This is a genomic window from Roseateles sp. SL47 (assembly GCF_026625885.1).
Taxonomy (GTDB): domain Bacteria; phylum Pseudomonadota; class Gammaproteobacteria; order Burkholderiales; family Burkholderiaceae_C; genus Roseateles.
The window spans coordinates 3,257,662-3,275,701 of record NZ_CP113068.1 but is presented as its reverse complement, the minus strand read 5'-3'; the positions used below and the strand labels follow the sequence as shown (position 1 = coordinate 3,275,701).

The 18,040-nt window shown below is 62.6% G+C and carries 22 protein-coding genes; 20 read left to right on the top strand and 2 right to left on the bottom strand.

What is annotated here, in order from left to right; translation table 11 throughout:
* Positions 1 to 1,201: 1,201 nt before the first annotated feature.
* The 3 genes from OU995_RS14445 to OU995_RS14435 all read left to right on the top strand — a co-directional run bounded on the left by OU995_RS14445 (position 1,202) and on the right by OU995_RS14435 (position 4,625).
* The gene (locus tag OU995_RS14445; RefSeq protein WP_267830734.1) at positions 1,202 to 2,050 is read left to right on the top strand and encodes a KilA-N domain-containing protein; all 849 of its coding nucleotides are present in this window, start codon (positions 1,202 to 1,204) and stop codon (positions 2,048 to 2,050) included.
* Positions 2,047 to 2,277, top strand: a complete 231-nt coding sequence (locus OU995_RS14440; protein ID WP_267830733.1) for a DUF1484 family protein — start codon at positions 2,047 to 2,049, stop codon at positions 2,275 to 2,277. Before OU995_RS14445 ends, OU995_RS14440 begins: the two co-directional genes overlap by 4 nt.
* 656 nt (positions 2,278 to 2,933) lie before the next feature.
* Entirely contained in the window at positions 2,934 to 4,625 is a 1,692-nt protein-coding gene (locus OU995_RS14435) for an AIPR family protein (protein ID WP_267830732.1), read from the top strand.
* A 41-nt stretch (positions 4,626 to 4,666) separates the two neighbouring features.
* Here OU995_RS14435 and OU995_RS14430 read toward each other — a convergent pair whose 3' ends face one another.
* Together OU995_RS14430 and OU995_RS14425 are read right to left on the bottom strand one after the other, a co-directional pair.
* Positions 4,667 to 5,668, bottom strand: a complete 1,002-nt coding sequence (locus OU995_RS14430; RefSeq protein WP_267830731.1) for a phage portal protein — start codon at positions 5,666 to 5,668, stop codon at positions 4,667 to 4,669.
* Entirely contained in the window at positions 5,668 to 7,422 is a 1,755-nt protein-coding gene (locus OU995_RS14425) for a terminase ATPase subunit family protein (RefSeq protein WP_267836265.1), read from the bottom strand. Before OU995_RS14425 ends, OU995_RS14430 begins: the two co-directional genes overlap by 1 nt.
* A 158-nt stretch (positions 7,423 to 7,580) precedes the next feature.
* On the opposite strand from OU995_RS14425, the gene OU995_RS14420 reads away from it, so the two are divergent.
* The 17 genes from OU995_RS14420 (at position 7,581) to OU995_RS14340 (ending at position 18,038) form a co-directional block, all read left to right on the top strand.
* The gene (locus OU995_RS14420) at positions 7,581 to 8,441 is read left to right on the top strand and encodes a GPO family capsid scaffolding protein (RefSeq protein WP_267830730.1); all 861 of its coding nucleotides are present in this window, start codon (positions 7,581 to 7,583) and stop codon (positions 8,439 to 8,441) included.
* Between the two features lie 37 nt (positions 8,442 to 8,478).
* On the top strand, positions 8,479 to 9,492 hold the full coding sequence (locus OU995_RS14415) for a phage major capsid protein, P2 family (protein WP_267830729.1): 1,014 nt from the start codon (positions 8,479 to 8,481) through the stop codon (positions 9,490 to 9,492).
* A 2-nt stretch (positions 9,493 to 9,494) separates the two neighbouring features.
* Positions 9,495 to 10,205 carry a phage terminase small subunit gene (gpM, locus tag OU995_RS14410; protein ID WP_267830728.1) on the top strand — a complete coding sequence of 237 codons (711 nt, stop codon included), beginning with the start codon at positions 9,495 to 9,497 and terminating at the stop codon, positions 10,203 to 10,205.
* Between the two features lie 92 nt (positions 10,206 to 10,297).
* Positions 10,298 to 10,768, top strand: a complete 471-nt coding sequence (locus OU995_RS14405; RefSeq protein ID WP_267830727.1) for a head completion/stabilization protein — start codon at positions 10,298 to 10,300, stop codon at positions 10,766 to 10,768.
* Positions 10,768 to 10,968, top strand: coding sequence for a tail protein X (locus OU995_RS14400; RefSeq protein ID WP_267830726.1), 201 nt, complete (start codon positions 10,768 to 10,770; stop codon positions 10,966 to 10,968). Before OU995_RS14405 ends, OU995_RS14400 begins: the two co-directional genes overlap by 1 nt.
* A 2-nt stretch (positions 10,969 to 10,970) precedes the next feature.
* On the top strand, positions 10,971 to 11,225 hold the full coding sequence (locus tag OU995_RS14395) for a hypothetical protein (protein WP_267830725.1): 255 nt from the start codon (positions 10,971 to 10,973) through the stop codon (positions 11,223 to 11,225).
* On the top strand, positions 11,222 to 11,797 hold the full coding sequence (locus OU995_RS14390; RefSeq protein WP_267830724.1) for a glycoside hydrolase family protein: 576 nt from the start codon (positions 11,222 to 11,224) through the stop codon (positions 11,795 to 11,797). The genes OU995_RS14395 and OU995_RS14390 overlap by 4 nt, the downstream gene beginning before the upstream one ends.
* Positions 11,794 to 12,339, top strand: a complete 546-nt coding sequence (locus tag OU995_RS14385) for a lysis system i-spanin subunit Rz (RefSeq protein WP_267830723.1) — start codon at positions 11,794 to 11,796, stop codon at positions 12,337 to 12,339. Before OU995_RS14390 ends, OU995_RS14385 begins: the two co-directional genes overlap by 4 nt.
* On the top strand, positions 12,323 to 12,814 hold the full coding sequence (locus OU995_RS14380) for a phage tail protein (RefSeq protein ID WP_267830722.1): 492 nt from the start codon (positions 12,323 to 12,325) through the stop codon (positions 12,812 to 12,814). Before OU995_RS14385 ends, OU995_RS14380 begins: the two co-directional genes overlap by 17 nt.
* Positions 12,811 to 13,269 carry a phage virion morphogenesis protein gene (locus tag OU995_RS14375; RefSeq protein ID WP_267830721.1) on the top strand — a complete coding sequence of 153 codons (459 nt, stop codon included), beginning with the start codon at positions 12,811 to 12,813 and terminating at the stop codon, positions 13,267 to 13,269. Before OU995_RS14380 ends, OU995_RS14375 begins: the two co-directional genes overlap by 4 nt.
* 96 nt (positions 13,270 to 13,365) lie before the next feature.
* Positions 13,366 to 13,596 (top strand): hypothetical protein, encoded by a 231-nt coding sequence (locus OU995_RS14370; protein ID WP_267830720.1) that lies wholly within the window; start codon positions 13,366 to 13,368, stop codon positions 13,594 to 13,596.
* A 76-nt stretch (positions 13,597 to 13,672) separates the two neighbouring features.
* Entirely contained in the window at positions 13,673 to 14,341 is a 669-nt protein-coding gene (locus tag OU995_RS14365; RefSeq protein WP_267830719.1) for a phage baseplate assembly protein V, read from the top strand.
* Positions 14,338 to 14,700 carry a GPW/gp25 family protein gene (locus tag OU995_RS14360; protein WP_267830718.1) on the top strand — a complete coding sequence of 121 codons (363 nt, stop codon included), beginning with the start codon at positions 14,338 to 14,340 and terminating at the stop codon, positions 14,698 to 14,700. The genes OU995_RS14365 and OU995_RS14360 overlap by 4 nt, the downstream gene beginning before the upstream one ends.
* Positions 14,697 to 15,692: a baseplate assembly protein gene (locus OU995_RS14355; RefSeq protein WP_267830717.1), complete on the top strand. Its 996-nt coding sequence runs from the start codon at positions 14,697 to 14,699 to the stop codon at positions 15,690 to 15,692. The genes OU995_RS14360 and OU995_RS14355 overlap by 4 nt, the downstream gene beginning before the upstream one ends.
* On the top strand, positions 15,689 to 16,336 hold the full coding sequence (locus tag OU995_RS14350) for a phage tail protein I (protein ID WP_267830716.1): 648 nt from the start codon (positions 15,689 to 15,691) through the stop codon (positions 16,334 to 16,336). The genes OU995_RS14355 and OU995_RS14350 overlap by 4 nt, the downstream gene beginning before the upstream one ends.
* The gene (locus OU995_RS14345; protein WP_267830715.1) at positions 16,333 to 16,842 is read left to right on the top strand and encodes a phage tail protein; all 510 of its coding nucleotides are present in this window, start codon (positions 16,333 to 16,335) and stop codon (positions 16,840 to 16,842) included. Before OU995_RS14350 ends, OU995_RS14345 begins: the two co-directional genes overlap by 4 nt.
* A complete protein-coding gene (locus OU995_RS14340; RefSeq protein ID WP_267830714.1) occupies positions 16,839 to 18,038 on the top strand; it encodes a hypothetical protein in 1,200 nt (399 codons plus the stop codon). The genes OU995_RS14345 and OU995_RS14340 overlap by 4 nt, the downstream gene beginning before the upstream one ends.
* Positions 18,039 to 18,040: the final 2 nt, after the last annotated feature.

Below are 18,040 nucleotides of genomic sequence, written 5' to 3'. Positions count from 1 at the left end.
GTCTTTTCATAACAATGACTTACGGACACTCGAAGAACCTAACCTTTTCCTAACCAAAACCTAATCAGATTAGGAAGAACGAACCTAATTTATGGAATTAGAAATATCTTTAAAATCAAAGACTTACGGAAAAGTTAGGAAAGAGGTTAGGTGAGATTAGGAATGCACCCTAACCAAAATTTCTTCGCTGCGACAACGACTTAGGCTCGATTTACGGCCCCAGTTCGGAAGGTTAGGAAGTTCCCGAGGCGCTTCTGGAATCGGGAGATCGGTGCCGCTTTGCCGGCGCAATCGGCCGTGTGAGGCGACGCCGGCAACCTCCTTCTTGGCCGCCAAACGCCGTCACTTCCCGTCTAGGAGTGCCGGACCTGCAGGCACCGACGGTGCGCGCAGCCATCGGGCCTGCATGTGCCCCGACTGCGTCGTCAGGAGCGACCTATTTAGCGCGCGGGCGGGGCGGGGTCCCGAGCGCGCGCCGACGGGTTTCGTCGGTCCGAACGGCCCTGGGCCGCCGGAAGGTCCACATACCTTCGCGCGCCGCAGGCCCCTGAAAGCCCCGTGGAGCGCGCACCGTTCGCTCGCCGAGGGTCTCCCGGGCCGTGCAGGGGCTGGCAGCCCGGTAGGTCCCTTTGCACGTCGGCAGTTCGACTGCACAAAATTGTGCAGTCGGAAGCGGTCTCTCCGCGTGCAGAACCGAGGCGGGTGAGAGGGCCGCCAATTCCTCAGATCTGAGGAATTGGCTTGTTCATCCAGCTCTGAGCCGTCAATGGCCGGAAGCCCGTTCCCGGGGAGCAAGCGGGCCATCGGGCACGCCGCACCTGTTGGTTGCCATCGGCCGCACTTCGGTTGCCGCATGGTTGCGTGCGGTTGCCACATGGTTGCGTGACGGTTGCCAACCGGTTGCCGAACGGGTGCACCTGTGCATCGACAGACGCGCTCGCAAGATATACTTCCCGCACCATTGCGATGAGCAGTGGCCGGGCTTGGCGGCCCGATGCATCCAGCGGCGAAGAGCCGCACACCCCGTCGTTGCGGCTTTTCATGCCCGCATTCCGCCTTGACGTTCAATGGCGGCCCGGGTGGGGAACCGCAAGGTTCACCGGTTTCAGCTCCGCTGGGTGCCCGGTCCGCCAACCCACCTCGGGCTGCCGCCTTTTGGCGGAGGAGGCAGCTCATCAGCAATCGCACCCACGGAGCACTGATGGCAGCTACCCCCTCGCGCACTGCGCCTTTCATCCTCGAGGAGACCTACGTCCGCCAGGACGCCCACGGTCGCTACTCCCTCAACGACCTCCACGCTGCCGCCGGCGGCGAGAAGCGCCACCAGCCGACTGACTGGCTGCGCTTGGAACAAACTCAGGCCCTGATCGCTGAGCTTTCTAATTCCGGGGATTCCCGGAGTTACCGTCCTGCTGAATCGTCTGTGGGCCGATACGGAGGCACCTATGTCGTCCGCGAGCTCGTCTACGCCTATGCCATGTGGATCAGCCCCGCTTTCAACCTCAAGGTCATCCGCGCCTTCATGGATTCGCCTGGTCAGCGCTCTGGCGGCACCGAGGCCGTCGGCGTCACTTCTGGTCTGACGACAAGCAGGCTGATCAGCCTGCAGGAGCAGAGCTGGAAGCTCATTACCCGGCTGAGGGCTGAACGTGACCCCGAGCTACGCGCAACGCTGCACGCCCAGCTCGGCGCGGTACTTGGCGACCTCGGCCAGGCTCCCGTGCCCCTTAGCAGCATTGGGTACGACCGACCGCTCGTTCCGCCGGAGGTGACCTCGTTCTGGCAAATCTACGCGGCGCTCGAAGCGAAGGGGGTCCGTCTGAACCATTCGCGACAGGCGCCCAGCCTGATCGCTGTCAACATGCGCCAGTTCGGCCAGGCTGCGGCTGAACACAAGTTGCGGACACCGCCGCAGGCTGCGCTGAAGCTGGCATTGCGAAAAAGCGTATCGCCGAAGTTCCTCGACACGCGCAACGTCAATAGCGCCATCCTCGGCAACGCCGTGCACTGTTGGGTGTTCGACGGGGCCGTCGAGGGAGCGAAACAATGAGTGCCACGCGTAACGGCGCTGGTAGCCGCCCCACACCAGACCTCCGGCCCTTCCCCGAGCTCGTTGGCATGGTCAACGCCGCCGAGTTGGGCCTGGAGGGGCTAATCGACCTGCTGGACAAGGCCAGCGAATCACACATGCGCAGCGACCACCTGGCGCAATTGCTGCGACCTCTGCACCAGCAGCTCAGCAAGGCCACCACAGATCTAAACAACATGCGCGTCTAACATCGAAGCGCAGCCCAATACTCCCTGCTAGCCCGGCCTCCCGCCGGGCTTTTTTCTGCACAGCCGACTGAGGACATCTGCTGGTTCGTCAAAAGCGGTGGATTTAGCGCCCCGGCGGGGCGAGGTCCCGAGCGCGCACTGGCGATTTTGGTTGGGGTGTGCAACTCCGCTTACGCCTACCAATGCCCAGGGGTGTCGTTCGAAGAGGCGCATCGGCCCAATGGGCGGCTTCGCCTACCGGCATATGGACTCAATCCGTGATCGCCACCTAAAAGCCTCTCGATGTCTGGCCTTAAGCCCTCTCAGTCCCCGTTCACATGCGATCGCCCGAGGCCGCGGAAAGCCGCTACGCCTGACACTCACCGCACGGTCGGCGACACCCTTCCATCAGCAGAATTCCGAATGAGTCGGCCCGCCGCCCTTCCAGTGCTGCAGCCTTTAGCTTGCTCGCCGACCTATTTAGCTGACGTTTCAATGCGGCTGGATTCCCGCAGTCTGCAGCTGGTCTACACATGTGAACGTTGCTCGAACTGGTGCGCGATGCGCCGCTCTTCTTACGCCCTACGACCTACTTGGTAACGCTCACCACCGTGTTCGCCACTTCACGGAACGCCGCGTCAGCGCCTACACTCCGAGGACTAAAGGGAGATTGATCCATGCACAGAATTGTCAAAACTCATCTGGGAAGCTTCGTAGAGAGTTTTTCATTACAGGCAGATGATGAGGCAAAGCAGTTTGAAAAGTTCGCGACCTACTGCATCATCTCCAGTCGCTTCAGCGGGGCCTTCGACCTAGACGACGTAGTTACAGGCACTGGGGACGAAGGCATTGATGGCTTGGCGGTTGTAATTGATGAGGCGATCACGGCGTCAATAGAGGATGCTGAGGAAGTATTCGTTTCGCCTCGTCGGAATCACGACGTTGACATGGTCTTTATTCAAGCTAAGCGTTCAGAAGGATTCGACTTAGGCGACTTTCTCAAGTTCAAAGAGGGGATCTTGCGCTTCGCTACCGCGTCGCCTTATGCAGCCACCGATGACGTCCTCGCTGAGTCGCGTGGCATGTTCGATGTGGTCCTACGACAGGTACCAAAGCTTCGAAATGGCCGACCGTCTTTGATCGCGAGGTTCGTTGCAACTGGAATATATCAACGGCCTGATGCACTTGAGGTGGCGCTGAGTGACTTTCATAATCAGCTGCACGCCCTTGGAATATTTCACGAGATTGACGTCAAATTCGTCGATCGTGATGAACTAACTCGGCTTTGGGTGGACACCTATTCAGGAGTCAATGCAAGCCTCCCGGCTTACAGCATGGCCGCACTACCCAACATTGCCGGCATAGATGAAGCTTATCTGGCTGTAGTACGTGCAAGCGATTTTGTAAATAATCTACTCAAGACCGAAGATGGAAATCTTCGAACACAGGTATTCGAGGAAAACGTCAGGTCATTCCTCGGCTCGGAGAATCCCGTCAACAAGTCTATCGCAGCGACATTAGCCTCGGACTCGTCGAGTCGCTTCCCGGTACTCAATAACGGCATAACAATTGTGAGCCCCGACGTGCAGTTGCAAGGCACAACGCTCCATCTCGCCAACTTTCAGATTGTGAATGGTTGTCAGACATCGAATGTTCTATTTGAGAATAGAGCAACGCTTGGCGAAGTTATGGTAAACGTCAAGATTGTCGAGACACAATTGGAGGACGTATTCTCGGAACTGGTAAGAGCGACCAACAGTCAGACGAAGGTTGAAGACACACAATTTCTTTCCCTAAAGCCAATTGTTAGAAAGGTGGAACAGTTCTTCAATACTTACGATGGCGCGGATGGCCGCCTATACCTTGAACGGAGAGATCGGCAATATGTGGGACAAGACATCCCAAACACCAGAATATTCTCACTGCACAATGCCGCCAAATGTGTGGCGGCAATGTGGTGCAACCGCCCCGACCTTGCCTCAAGGTATCCGAAGAAAATGTACGAGGAATTGACAGATCAAATCTTCTCAGATGACACCAAGGAAATTGTATTCTACGCCGCCTGCCTAACACTTTATCGCTTCACGCTGTTAGTTTCAAACCGGATAATTCCACAGAATCTAAAGAGATTTAAGTGGCACATGCTACCTGTCGTTTGGGCCATCGTGAACGGGAAAAACACGCCAAAGCTCAATTCCCGCGCCGCCGAACGGCACGCAGAAGCGATCATCAACATAATGGCTCAACACGGCGCGCCCGCAAATGAAGTCTTTGGTCGAGTGACAGAAATTTGCAATTCGCTTGGCGAAGCAACAACGGACCGATTGAAACGGCAGAACATCCTGGGAGAGATGCTCGCATTGGTTTAATCAATTAATTCAAGATTTTACTGGGCGTTTTGTTCCTTGGGCTACTGTAGAGAATAGGGCAAGAATCTCACTACCTCATCGCCTATCCAATCATTCAACGCATGAAATCGCGCCTGCAACGGCTCAATCTCGTTGCGAGCGAACACCGTCGCGGCTGGCAGCACCGCACCGAACCCGCCAGTGTTACTCGGCACGATGCCCAGCAACTGAGGCGGGATGCGGTGGGCCGCCAGCACGTCGTCCCGACTCACGCTCTTGATGTTGAAGAAGTCGTCCTTGGCCGCAACCTCGCTCACCGGGATGAGCTGCACACCGTCCTTCTTACCGTTCGGGCTGTAGAGGAACAGGTTCCGGAAGTTGCCTGGGCCCTTGCTGTTTTTCAGCGCCTCCCGAATGCCATCGATGTCCTCCTGCTGCTGCGCCGGGTCGCTGATGTAGAGGATGAAGCCCGCGTGGCTGCCGTTGTTGTAATAGCGGCGCCGGAACAGCGTGGCCGACTCGTTCAGCCAGGCCGCCTGCAATGAGCTGAGATATTCCGGCAGGCCATAGATCTCCTGATTGATGTCGGCCTCCCGCATGTGGAAGACGGAGTCGGGCGCGAACTGGTGGTCGTCCCGCCAGCCGCGCACGAAGTAATACGTCTCCAGGTCGGTACCACGCCGCACATACTTCGCCAGCGCGTGCTTCAGCTCCAGCAGCTTGCCCGTTCGGCTACGCTGCAGCTCCAGATAGCCGTTGCCGAAGGTGAGGAAGTCCAGAACCAGTGCGCCGAACGTCTCCGCGCTCAGCAACTTGTGCGGCTTGAACGTGGACACCAGCACGTTGCGCTTGAAGTAGATGCTGCTGCTGTGGTGAGTGCTGGCACGGAAGGTCTTCGCCAGGCCTTCCCAGCTCACAGGCGGCTCGTACCACTTTCCGGCCCGGCCGCACTCCACGTAGTCCAGCAGCTCGCGCCGGTCGAGCACCGGCATCGCGTCACCGAAGGTGAAGGCTTCCATCTTCCCGGACGCAATGCTGCTGCCCGGGGCTTCTGTCGTTTCCATTACGAGATCTCCATGATGCTGCGGCTCTGCAGCGTGAAGCCCTCCAGGGGCTCGTTATCGAGGGCGTGCATGCAGGCCCAGGCAAGGTCGGCGTGGCCGGTCTCCTCGCTGCGGCCCGCGTCGTAGGTGACGCTGCGGCCACTGGCCGTCAACGTGCGGCGGATGGCCAGGAACGCATGCGCCAGATCCACCCATCCCGCGTCGAACTCCAGGCGGCCCTTGCTGATCACGCTCTTGGCTTTCAGGACCATGCGCGTTTTGACCTCCAGCGAGTAGTTGATCGCCTTGGCCGCCGGGTAGAACTTCTGGACGATCTGGTAGACGCCCTGCCCCAGCCCAGTCGTGTCGATGCCGATGTGCTGCACGTTGAAGCGCTCGGTGATCTTCTTGATGAACTCGGCCTGGGCCTCAAAGTCCATGCCCTTGAACTGGTGGCGTTCCAGCACGCGGAATTTGCCGCCGGGCGTCGCCGGGGGCGCGACGACGACACAACCTGCCGTGTCCCCTGTGTGAGACGGGTCGTAGCCCACCCACACCGGCCGGTGTCCAAAGGGCCGCATGGAAAACGGCTTGACGTCGTCCCAAGCCTCCCAACTGTCCACCATGCAGCGCTGCAGCTCAGACAGCGGGAACACCGAAAAGGTGTCGTCGATGAACCCGCACATCAGCAGGTTCTCAAACTCCTCTGGCGTGTACTCCAGCCGCAGCTCGTCGATGTCGAACAGATCGCAGCCGCTGTTGGCGGCGTCGATGATGTTGACGATGTTGCGCCAGACCTTGTCCTCTCCGGTGAACCCGCCACCACCGAGGCGGTCATGGCTCAGATCGAACGGCACACGCTCGTTCTTGGCACGGCGCTTGTTGAACTTGTCGCCGCTCCAGTACTGGTAGGCCTCATGCTGGATCGAGCTGGGCGTGCTGAAGTAGGTCTTGCGCCACTGCTTGTGCATGGCCATGCCAGAGGCGACCTTGTTCAGTTCCTCGAAGCGATGCGTCCAGAAGAACTCGTCGAAGTAGAAGTTGCCGTGGTATCCCTGGGCCGTGCGAGCGTTGGTGCCCAGGAAGTAGATGTGGGCGCCGTTGGAGAGCACGATGGGGTCGCCGGCCAGCTCGACACCACAGGACTCCGCCGCGAACTGCAGGATGTACTGCTTGAAGATGTGCGCCTGCGCCTTGCTAGCCGACAGGAACACCTGGTTGCGGCCCGTCTCGATGGCATCCATCAACGCCTCGCGGGCGAAGTACCAGGTAGCGCCGATCTGCCGGGATTTGAGGATCATCCGCGTGCGCTGGTGACCGTTGCGCAGCCAGACCTTCTGGTAGCCGAAGAGCGAGTCGCGGAACGCCGCCTGCACCTTCTCCTGGTGTTCTTCGCTGAAGTGGTTGCGCTCGGGCTTCTTCTTCGGACCTGCGTTGCGACGCTCAATGTTGGGGTTGAGGTCGGCTTCCTTGCCTGTCTTTTCGTATTTGCGCACACGTGCCAGGCGCTCAATCTGGCGACCCAGCAGGTCAATCTCCTTGAAGTCGCCGCCAGTCTTCTGGTCCTTGGCAATGAGCTGCACCAGGCGCGTCTCCAGCGCCCCCTCCACGCGCTCCACGGGCTGCGCCTTGTCCCAGGCCTCGGCATCCTTCCAGCCCTGCACGGTCGAGCGCGGCTCTTCCAGCCATTCAGCAATGGACGACACCCGCCATCCCTGCCAATACAGGTGGCGAGCAGTGCGGCGCTTGTCGGCATTGACACCCTCGGCGGGCATTCGGCGCTGAGCCGATGCGGCTTCAGTAGCTTGCGAAGTCATGGGCAGCGAGGTTATGGGCGTGCGCGCGCATGCGCGATACATGGGCGGCCTCGCGCTGCGTTACCCGTGCCCGGCAAGCCCGCATCGCGTTGAAAGCACCTGCCCCAGCGCGGACCATGACGACACAGCAACCCGCACCGCTCGTCATGCCCACCAAGTCCCGCAAGTTCCGCGTCGCCACAGAAGGCGCCACCACCGACGGCCGCACCATCCAGCGTGAATGGCTGGTCCAAGCGGCGAAGAACTACGACCCCAAGACCTTCACCGCGCTCGTGAACATCGAGCACATCCGCAGCGCCTATCCCGACAGCACCTTCCGCAACTACGGGAAGATCACGGCGGTGGAGGCGAAGGAAGAGGACGGCAAGATGCGCCTCTATGCCGAGATCGAGCCGCTGCCCGACCTGGTCACGCTGACGCAAGCCGGCCAAAAGCTGTTCACCAGCATCGAGATCAATCCGAAGTTCGCGGATACCGACCAGGCCTACCTGGTCGGAGTGGCCGTCACGGACAACCCCGCAAGCCTGGGCACGGAGGTGCTGAGCTTCGCCGCGAAGAATCCGAAGGCCAGCCCCTTCGCGGCACGCAAGCAGCACCCGGACTCGCTCTTCACGGAGGCCGTGGAGACGGCACTGGCCTTCGCGGATGAGCCCGACGACACCGGCACGTTCACCGCCAAGCTGCGCGAGGTCCTCGCCAAGTTCTCGTCCAAGAAAACCGGGGACGACGCCCGCTTCAGCGAGCTGCTGGATGCCATGGGCGAGATCGGGGACCACTTGGGCGAGCAGTCCAAGGCCTTCGCTGCGCAGAAGAAGCGCGCCGACCAGGCCGAGACCCAGTTCAACGCCCTCAAGGCCGAAGTCGATCAACTCAAGGCCACGGTCCTGAAGATCGACACCACGCCCGCCCCCGGGTTCACGCAGCGCCCGCCAGCGACCGGCAGCAGCGCGGGCAGCGCCGCCCAGACCGACTGCTGACGCCCTCCCCTTCCCCGCCACTCACCACAGGATCCCCATGCGTAACGAAACCCGCTTGGCCTTCAACTCGTATCTGTCCCGCATCGCCGAGCTGAGCAGTGTTGCCTCCGCAGCGCATACCTTCGCTGTGGCCCCCAGCGTCCAGCAGACCCTCGAAACCAAGATTCAGGAATCCAGCGAGTTCCTGCAACGAATCAACGTCATCGGCGTCACCGAGATGGAAGGCGAAAAGCTGGGCCTGGGTATCTCCGGCCCCATCGCCAGCCGCACCAACACCGCCAACAAGGACCGGGAGACCCGCGACCTGACTGGTCTGGATTCCAGCGGCTACAAGTGCGCGAAGACCAATTTCGACACGCACGTCAGCTACGCCAAGCTGGACGCCTGGGCGAAGTTCCCGGACTTCCAGAACCGCATCCGCGACGTCATCGTCCAGCGCCAGGCCCTGGACCGCATCATGATCGGCTTCAATGGCGTCAAGGCCGCTGCGGAGACTGACCCGAACGCGTTCCCGCTGCTGCAGGACGTCAACATCGGGTGGCTGCAGCACATGCGTGAAGACGCCCCGGATCGCGTCATGGGCAAGGGCAAGGTCGCCGGCAAGATCGTGATCGGCGCCGGTGGCGATGCCGACTACAAGAACCTGGACGCTGCGGTCTTCGACGCCATCCAGCTCCTGGACCCCTGGTACCAGCAAGACCCCGGCCTGGTGGCGATCCTCGGCCGCGATTTGATGCACGACAAGCTGTTCCCCCTGGTGAATGGCCCGACCGATCCCACAGAGCGCCTGGCGGCCGATGTGATCCTGTCGCAAAAGCGCGTGGGCGGCCTGGCTGCAGCCACCGTCCCGTTCTTCCCGGCCAACGCGATTCTGATCACCCGCTTCGACAACCTGTCGCTGTACTGGCAGGAAGCCGCCCGGCGCCGCCGCGTGGACGACAACCCCAAGCGCGACCGGGTTGAGAACTACGAGTCGTCCAACGACGCCTACGTGGTCGAGGACTACGGCATGGCCGCGCTGCTGGAGAACATCCAGATCGAGGTGGCCTGATCATGAGCCTCAGTCCTGCCCGCGCCCACCGCGCCCGCACGCTCGCGGCTCTTTCCGCTGCCGCAGCGCCGGCCGGCGGGGAAGTGGTTGGCGGCGCCTATGAGCTAATGCTGGCCCAGCTCGTCGAGCACCGGCGCCAGCTCCGCGACATTCAGTCCGTGGAGCGCAAGATCGAGGCCAAGCGCGTCTTCCTCCCCGCCTATCGGGATTGGGTGGAACAGACCCTGGAGCACGGCCAGGGCGCGCAGGACCAGGTGCTCATGACCGTGCTGGTCTGGTTGATCGATGTCGGTGACTTCGGCACCGCGCTCATGGTCGCCCGCTATGCGCTGGCCCATGGGCTGAAGATGCCCGATCAGTACGACCGCAACCTGGCCACCGTGCTGCTCGACGAGATCGGCGGCGCCGCGCTCTCGGGCAAGACCCTGTTCGGCAGCGAGTGCATCCGCGTCTTGGAGCAGATCTGCGAAATGACGCAGGGCGAAGACACCCCCGACCAGGCACGCGCCAAGGTCCACAAGGCCCTGGGCTACGCCTACATGGGCCGTCGCGGCGGCAGCGAGGTGGACGTCAACCAGCTCGACTTGCCCGCCGCGCGCCTGGCGCTGCAGCAGTGCCGCCGCGCCTACGAGCTCTTCGAGCAAGTGGGCGTGAAAAAGGACATTGAGCGCCTGGAGCGTCGGCTGAAGGCCGCCGACGACTCCGGCGCCTGACCGTTTCCGGACCCCGGAACCCCGGCGGCTCGGGTTGATCGCTCAAGGCCCTGGCCCCACCGCGTGACGCCCGACCACCGCCGACCTACACCATGAGCTTCCTCGGAACCCCACCCTCCCCCGCCGCAGCGGACGAACCCACCCTGACCAACAACGGGTGGTTCCCGGACATTGACCTGGCAGACCTTCGCAAGACGGTCCGCCTGGATGGCACGGTCACGTCCGAGCGCCTGCGCCACGCAGCGCTGGACGCCATGGGCAGCGTCAATGCAGAGCTGGCGAGTTACCAGGAGGCTCAGCAATACGCCGGCCACGCCTCGCTGGCCAAGGTCCCCGCCGCCGCGCTGAATGGCGAGAGCGTGAAGCTGCAGTGCTATCGGCGGGCCGTGTATGCCGGCGTGCAAGCCAGCCTGGTGGAGGCCTACCGCGACTTTGATACGACCGGGGCCGGGGACAAGGCTGCAGAGAAGCTGGAGCTGCGGCTGGACGGCCTTCGACGAGATGTGCGGTGGGCCATCGCTGACCTGGTCGGCCGCCGCCGCACCACGGTGGAGCTGATCTGATGCAGGTCCGCACCCTTCAGGGCGACACGGTCGATGCGCTGTGTTGGCGCCACCTCGGCCGCACAGACGGCGTCGTGGCCGACACGCTCCTCCTCAACCCCGGCCTGGCCGAGTGGGGTCCCATCCTGCCGGTGGGCCTGCTCGTGGAACTCCCCACCCCCAAACCCAGCACCCGCGACATGGTGCAGCTCTGGACTTGATCGTGATTCTCGAAAAAGAAATCAAGGACCTCGCCACCGAGGTGGCCACCAAAACCGTACCGGCTGGCGGCCTGACCTTCTTCTCGGCGCCGTGGTGGTCGTCCGTGAACTGGACGGCGGTTCTCTCAGGCGTCTTGGTGGTGCTGCAGATTGCCTACCTGCTGCGCAAGTGGTGGCGGGAGGAGACGACTGTGGGGACTTGGCTGCGCAAGAAGTCCGGCGCGCCACTCACCAAGCCCCAGGAGGAGGATGCATGAGCCGCGCCCCTCGCATCGTCATCGGTGCCCTCAGTCTCAGCGCCGCCGGCCTGGTGGGCCTCGCCACTCGCGAGAACTATATGGAGCAGGCTGCCGTCCCGGTCAAGGGTGATGTGCCGACGCTCGGATTCGGCAGCACCACCCACCTTGACGGCAGCCCGGTACGCCTGGGAGATCGGACAACCCCCGTCAAGGCGCTGCAGCGGACGCTGGCCTATACCGCACAGGCGGAGGCCGACATCAAGAAGTGCATCGACGTGCCGCTCCACCAGGGCGAGTTCGACCTCTACATGGACTTTGCCTACCAGTACGGTGTTCCAACCTTCTGTGCATCTGCCGTCGCCGTCCACCTCCGAGCCCAGCGCTACGCCCAGGCGTGCGACGCACTGCTGAGCTATCGATTCATGAGCGACTCCCGTCCTCACGACGGCTGGACGGTATCCAAGCGCAATGCGGCCGGCCACCCAGTCCGCTGGCAGTTTGACTGCGCCCAACCCGGCAACAAGGTCTGCCTAGGCGTCTGGACACGGCAGCAGGCCCGGCATAGCCGCTGCATGGAGCTTCAGTCGTGAAGCGGAAGGCCAACACCCTACTCCTGATCGCGTCCGCGTTGATCGCCTTCTGGCTCGGTGAGCTGCACGGACAGATGCGCGGCTCCGAAGCAGAACGCCAGGCGGCGGATCTCCGTGAACAGGCCATGTCTGCACAACAAGCCGCAGCCCAGGCAGCGCAGAACCAGCGCTATCGCGCCACCGAGGCAGCCATGCGTGACGAGCTGGCCGCCGCTATGCAGTCCTTCAGCAGAACCATCGCCAATGAAAAAGATCAGCATGACCGCCTTGTGGCTGGCCTTCGTAGCGGGAATGTCCGGGTGTCAGTCCCCATCGTCGCCCCCAGTCCGACTTGTACAGGCCAAGCCAGTGGAGATCCCAGCCTTGCCGCCGGAGCTGGGCACGAAGCGCGAGCCGAACTTGCGCCAGCGGCTGCAGCAGATCTTGACGCCATTGCCACCGACGGCAACGCCGCCATCCTCCAGCTCAACGCCGTCATCGACCGCTACAACGCGGTGAAGAAACAACTGGACGAGTTGGCGGGCCATGCTCAAGCCCAATAGCCTGCGTCAGCACCTCTGCAGCGCTGTGCCTGCGCTGAAGCGCGATCCGGACAAGCTTGCCGTCTTCATCCGGGACGGCAAGCTGGTCAGCGCGGGCGGTGAGTCGCTCTCCTTTGAGTACCGCTACACGCTGAACCTGGTCCTGCTTGACTACGCCGACCACGCGGACGCCATCATGGTGCCCCTGCTTGCCTGGTTGCAGCTCAACCAGCCGGAAATCGCAGAGAACCCGGACCTTCGCGAGAAGGCGCTGCGTTTCGAAGTGGAGTTTCTCAACGCAGCGACCGTGGATCTCTCCATCGAGGTGGACCTTACGGAGCGCGTGCTCGTGCGGCCACGAGACGGCGGCATCGGCCTCGACGTGAAGCATCTCGGCGAACCAGCACATGCTGGCGCAACTCCCAGTGGGGAGACCTGGGAGGTGTTCTTTCAGGGTGAGCGGCTGGCGGCCTGGGCATTCCCAGTCAAGACATGACCGACGACCTCAGAGCGCTGGACGATTGGCTGTCACCACTCATTGACCAGCTCGGCCCTGCAGCTCGGCGCCGCCTCGCTCGCGAGCTGGCGCGCGATCTGCGCCGCTCGCAGCAACAGCGAATCGCTGCTCAGTTAAATCCAGACGGCTCGGCCTATGAGCCGCGCAAGGTCACGCTCCTGGAGTTGAAGGGCCACATCCGCCGTGGCGCCATGTTCTCCAGGATCCGGGCCGCCAAGCACCTCAGGGTGGATGCAACCGCCGATGAGGCCAGCGTAGGCTTTGCTGGCCGAGTGGCCCGCATTGCCTCCGTTCACCAGCTCGGCCTGCGAGATCGTGTCAGACCCGATGGCCCTGAGGTCCAGTACGCGGCGCGCCGGCTACTCGGCCTGACACCCCTGGAGCGCGAAGCCATCCGCGACAAAGTGCTCCAGTCCCTGGCCGACAAAACTTGAGCGACTTACTGGTGCGACTGATGGAGCGCCACGGCTTGTGCATGCGCCCTTGCGCACCCACTCTACACACTCCGTTACACAACAACGCAGTACAACATGCGCTCCAACAAGCCAGGGACGGCCACCAACACAAGCCCGTCCATCTCCTCACCGTCTATCGCCGAAATCGTCCGTTCCATCAATCAAGTGGACGATGGCCTGAGCGCCCTGATTGACCTGCTGGCAAAGGCCGACAAGCCGGTGTCTGCCGGTGGGATTGCTGCGCTCATGCGCCCCCACGCCGACCTACTCCGACGAGCCAGTGCCGCCCTGAACGACGCCACCTGATTGGCTTTGGATTGCCCAACTCGGGCAGACCGCGCCGGACGTGCCTCGCGCGAGGTATGTCGGCAACATGGGCGCAATGGAATCCCCCGATGTCAGCGAGCTGATTCGCCGCCTTGAAAACCTCCTGCGCCCCGGCACCATCGAAGAGGTCGATGTGTCCGGGGCGCTGGTGCGGGTGCGCAATGGCAGCTTGCTGTCCACATGGGTCCGTTGGTTCGCGCGCCGCGCAGGAGCGGTGCGCGAATGGAGCCCACCCACCATCGGCGAGCAATGCCTCCTGCTCGCCCCAGGCGGCGACCCCGCCAACGCTGTGGCGCTTGTGGGTCTCTTCAGCGAGGTCATCCCAGCGAATGACTCACGCGCGACCACCGAGGCCAAGCTGTATCCGGACGGAACTCTCCTCGAATACAACCACGAGAGCCACCGCGCGCTTTTGCAATGCGTAGGTGACATCCTGCTGCAGGCCGATGCCAACATCAAGCTGCATGCCGCCAAGGACCTGCTGGCCAAGGTTGGCGGTAGTTCGTCTGTCCAGGTGGGCGGCTCCGTTTCCATCCAGGCCAGCGGGGCCTTGGTCATTGAATCTGCGACCTCCCTCACGCTGCGGGTTGGCGCCAGCGAGATCACACTCAGCGACTCTGGCATCAGCGGCACTCCGGACCTGGTCGTGAGCGGGATCAGCGTCGTCAGCCATGTTCACGACAAGGTCCGCACCGGCACGGAAACCTCGGGGCGGCCGGTATGAGCGGAATGAGCAAGGCCACAGGCGGCTCTTTGGATGGCATCGACCACCTGCGCCAGAGCATCGCCGACATCCTGATGACCCCCATCGGCAGCCGCATCGCTCGCCGCACTTACGGCAGTCTTCTGCCCGAACTGATCGACCACCCGGACAACGGCGCCACACGGGTGCGGATCTATGCCGCCACGGCCACGGCCCTCATGCGCTGGGAACCCCGTCTCAAGCTGAGCAAGGTCAGCCTGGCCACCGGTGAGCGGGCCGGCCAGGTCATCGTGGAGCTGGAGGGTGTCTACCGGCCGCTGGAAGGCGCGCAACGCTCCATCAGCCTGGTGCTGCCGCTGCAATCGAGGGCCTCTCTGTGATCGACCTATCCCAACTGCCCGCGCCTGCTGTTGTGGAGGCGCTGGATTACGAGACCATTTTTTCGGAGCGCAAGGCCGCTCTCCTGGCATTGCTCCCAGAGGACACACGCTCCAGCGTGGCGGAGGTCCTCGCCTTGGAGTCCGAGCCGTTGACAAAGCTACTCCAGGAGGGGGCATACCGCGAGCTGCTCCTGCGCCAGCGCGTAAACGAGGCAGCCAAAGCCTCCTTGCTCGCCTATGCGCAGGGAACTGACTTGGACAACCGTGCGGCCGACTACGGCGTCACGCGGCTATTGATCACGCCAGCCGACCTGGAGGCAGTCCCGCCCGTGGCCGCCGTCTACGAGAGCGATTCGCGCCTGCGCTATCGCTGCCAAATGGCTCTTGAGGGCCTTGCTGTGGCTGGAAGTCGCGGGGCCTACCACTACCATGCGCTTTCTGCGCACGCGCAGATCGCGGACGCGTCCATCGACTCCCCCACCTTCGACCTGGTCGAGGTATCGACCGACCTGCGCGCCCAGCTCCCGGCCGGCGCCATCGTGCTGGTCTGCACCTACATCGCAGGACTGGATTCCCCCCTTCCAGGTGATGTCACCGTCACGGTCCTGCCCCAGAGCAATGCCACCTTAACCAGTCAAGCGCTCGTGGAACTGACGCAATCCGCGTTGTCCGCCGACGAAGTCCGCCCGCTCACGGACAGGCCACGCGTTCTGGCGGGAAAACCAACGGACTATGAAGTCAACGCCGTGCTGGAGCTGGAGGATGGCCCCGACCACGAAGTGGTTGTCGCCTCGGCAACCGCGCGCCTCAACGATGCCATTGCAGCGGCTCGCAAGCTTGGCGGCCTGATGTCTCGCTCAGCGATATTCGCCGCCCTGCACATCTCTGGGGTTCACAACGTGCGACTGACTGCACCGGCCCAAGATGTGGCGACAGACCTGCGGCACTTCCCGAACTGCACCGCTGTCATGATCAGCAAGACCTTGGCATGAGCACTGCATCGGGGAATCTACTGCCGCCCTCGGCAAGCGCGCTCGAGAGAGCTGCCGCAGTCGTCCTTGCGCCGCAGGTCGATCCAGGCGTGCTCCGCACCCTTGCGGACTCCGCTCGGATTCCTGCGTCGGTGCTGCCTTGGCTCGCCTGGGCCTGCTCCACAGAAGGCTGGCAAGGGGCGTTCACCGAGGCATCACGTCGCGCCCTGGTTCGTAGCTCTGTGGAGATCCACCAGCGCAAAGGTACGGCGGGAGCAATCCGGCGAGTTCTCGCAGCCATCGACGCCACGGTCGATCTGCGCGAATGGCAAGCAACTGGGGGGGCTCCTTACACCTTCACCCTAACCGTCTGGACAGGCTCCAGTGGCTCCGACGCATCCACCGCGCTGATCGACCTGGAACTCTACGACCGAATCCGGCGGATGGTGAATGCCGTGAAAAACGAGCGCAGCCACTACGAACTCCAGGTCGGCGCCTCCTTTGGACAGGACTTGCGACTGGCCTGCGCCGTCCGGGCCGCTAGCTTGGCTCGACCGTCCCTCGATGCTCGGGCCGTACAACCAACTCCCGCCACGCAGCCGCTGCGGCTCGGCACCGCCGCCCGCATCGCTTCGATTCTTCGAATGAGCATGGACTCCGCATGACATCCCTTGTCACGACAACACTTGAAGCCGGCCTGGCCGCCATCCTTCGCAAGACAGGGGATGGCCTGTCCGCACAGATCACTCATGTGGCGCTCGGCGATGCCGCGTACACACCCAGCCAGGCGCAGACCTCGCTCCGAAACGAGCGCGCCCGGTTCCCGGTTTCTGACGGGAAAGTCCAGGGGGCGCGGCAACTTCACATCGCTGCTATCGCGGATGGCGACTCCGAGTTCTGGGTCCGCGAGGTGGGCTTCGTCCTGTCTGATGGCACGTTCCTCGCGATCTGGAGTGATCCAGCCAGGCCGCTTGCCTACAAGGCGCCCTCTGTTGATCTTCTCCTCGGCTTTGACCTGGCGCTCTCAGGCGTCCCCGCCGGGTCCGTCACCATCGAATCGACCGGAGACCTGAACCTCTCACTCGCCGAAGAGTTTGCAGCAATGGCCAAGGCCATCGTTGACCTGCAGCGCTTGCAACTTCATCCCTATCTACACGGAGCCAAGACATGAGTTTGGAACAACAAATCGCCGCGTTAGTGGACTCCACCAACGCGCTCACACAAGAAGTCGCCGGCAAGATCGGGGAGATCGATGGGGCCGCATCCAAGGCCATCGAGCGGCTCGACCTCACGCTGACGCAGCGGACCTTCGCCTTCAAGAATCGAATCATCAACGGCGACATGCGCATCGACCAGCGCAAAGCTGGTGCCATCCAATCCGGTCTGAACTTCGCCAACGCGTCCACCGTTTGGATCGTTGACCGGTTTCGCTCGGGCTGGAATGAGATGCCCACCGGTCGGGTGAGCTTTCAGCAAGTCCAAGACGGGCCGCCGGGATTTGGCTACTCCGCGAAGGTATCCGTCACCACGGCTGAGCAGCCCGCAGCCGACCGCGTCGCGACGATCAGTCACCAGGTGGAGGCCAGCAACCTCACCGACTTCGCGTGGGGCACAGCGGACGCAGCGCCGGCCATCCTTTCGTTCTGGGTCAAGGCCACGATTCCCGGCACGTACTGCGTGGCAATCTCGTCAGGATCTTCCGCGTCGGAGACCCAGTTCATCGCCACCTACGTGGTCACAGCAGCAAACACCTGGGAGCGAATGACAATTTCTCTTCCGGGTCCGCAGACTGGTGTGTGGGCTCGACTCGGTTCCAGCGCCGGTCTGCGTATCGACTGGAATCTCGGGTCGGGTACCAACTTTTCCACCGGCACCAAGAACGCATGGACCCAGGGTCGGTTCTATCGGACCCCTGGGGACGTCAACCTCATGGAGCAGATGGGCTCCTGGCAGATCACGGGCGTTCAGCTCGAAAAGGGCTCGGTCTCGACACCGTTTGAATTCCGGCCTGTCCCCGTGGAGCTGGCACTTTGCCAGCGCTACTACTACCAGACGGACGCATTCGACACCATCGCAACCAGCGACCAGAGCGGCGCGGGCGCACTGGCGTTCGGCGTCAATGCAAATTGGTGCCACGCTACCAACCCTTCGCCGCCCGTCCCGATGCGGACCGCCCCGACTGTTGTCGTCAAGGCTGCCATTGCTCCCCGAACCAGCGGCACGCTTACGGACTGGTACACGGGCGGTGCGATCACGGTCAGTTCCGTCTCGGCAGGCCCCTATTCCCCGCCTCGAATCTATGGCGTGGGGCAGTTCACAGCCGCACGCAACTACGCCTTCGACTTCTCCCTCAACGCGGACTTCTGACC

What these genes read in the sequence shown, in the direction of transcription:
- OU995_RS14405 (WP_267830727.1), top strand. Translation starts at nt 10,298, where the DNA reads ATGAGCTTCCTCGGAACCCCACCCTCCCCCGCCGCAGCGGACGAACCC.
- OU995_RS14345 (WP_267830715.1), top strand. Translation starts at nt 16,333, where the DNA reads ATGACATCCCTTGTCACGACAACACTTGAAGCCGGCCTGGCCGCCATC.
- OU995_RS14360 (WP_267830718.1), top strand. Translation starts at nt 14,338, where the DNA reads ATGAGCGGAATGAGCAAGGCCACAGGCGGCTCTTTGGATGGCATCGAC.
- OU995_RS14435 (WP_267830732.1), top strand. Translation starts at nt 2,934, where the DNA reads ATGCACAGAATTGTCAAAACTCATCTGGGAAGCTTCGTAGAGAGTTTT.
- OU995_RS14390 (WP_267830724.1), top strand. Translation starts at nt 11,222, where the DNA reads ATGAGCCGCGCCCCTCGCATCGTCATCGGTGCCCTCAGTCTCAGCGCC.
- OU995_RS14370 (WP_267830720.1), top strand. Translation starts at nt 13,366, where the DNA reads ATGCGCTCCAACAAGCCAGGGACGGCCACCAACACAAGCCCGTCCATC.
- OU995_RS14375 (WP_267830721.1), top strand. Translation starts at nt 12,811, where the DNA reads ATGACCGACGACCTCAGAGCGCTGGACGATTGGCTGTCACCACTCATT.
- OU995_RS14380 (WP_267830722.1), top strand. Translation starts at nt 12,323, where the DNA reads ATGCTCAAGCCCAATAGCCTGCGTCAGCACCTCTGCAGCGCTGTGCCT.
- OU995_RS14445 (WP_267830734.1), top strand. Translation starts at nt 1,202, where the DNA reads ATGGCAGCTACCCCCTCGCGCACTGCGCCTTTCATCCTCGAGGAGACC.
- OU995_RS14415 (WP_267830729.1), top strand. Translation starts at nt 8,479, where the DNA reads ATGCGTAACGAAACCCGCTTGGCCTTCAACTCGTATCTGTCCCGCATC.
- OU995_RS14425 (WP_267836265.1), bottom strand. Translation starts at nt 7,422, where the DNA reads ATGCCCGCCGAGGGTGTCAATGCCGACAAGCGCCGCACTGCTCGCCAC.
- OU995_RS14430 (WP_267830731.1), bottom strand. Translation starts at nt 5,668, where the DNA reads ATGGAAACGACAGAAGCCCCGGGCAGCAGCATTGCGTCCGGGAAGATG.
- gpM (WP_267830728.1), top strand. Translation starts at nt 9,495, where the DNA reads ATGAGCCTCAGTCCTGCCCGCGCCCACCGCGCCCGCACGCTCGCGGCT.
- OU995_RS14365 (WP_267830719.1), top strand. Translation starts at nt 13,673, where the DNA reads ATGGAATCCCCCGATGTCAGCGAGCTGATTCGCCGCCTTGAAAACCTC.
- OU995_RS14350 (WP_267830716.1), top strand. Translation starts at nt 15,689, where the DNA reads ATGAGCACTGCATCGGGGAATCTACTGCCGCCCTCGGCAAGCGCGCTC.
- OU995_RS14420 (WP_267830730.1), top strand. Translation starts at nt 7,581, where the DNA reads ATGACGACACAGCAACCCGCACCGCTCGTCATGCCCACCAAGTCCCGC.
- OU995_RS14340 (WP_267830714.1), top strand. Translation starts at nt 16,839, where the DNA reads ATGAGTTTGGAACAACAAATCGCCGCGTTAGTGGACTCCACCAACGCG.
- OU995_RS14440 (WP_267830733.1), top strand. Translation starts at nt 2,047, where the DNA reads ATGAGTGCCACGCGTAACGGCGCTGGTAGCCGCCCCACACCAGACCTC.
- OU995_RS14400 (WP_267830726.1), top strand. Translation starts at nt 10,768, where the DNA reads ATGCAGGTCCGCACCCTTCAGGGCGACACGGTCGATGCGCTGTGTTGG.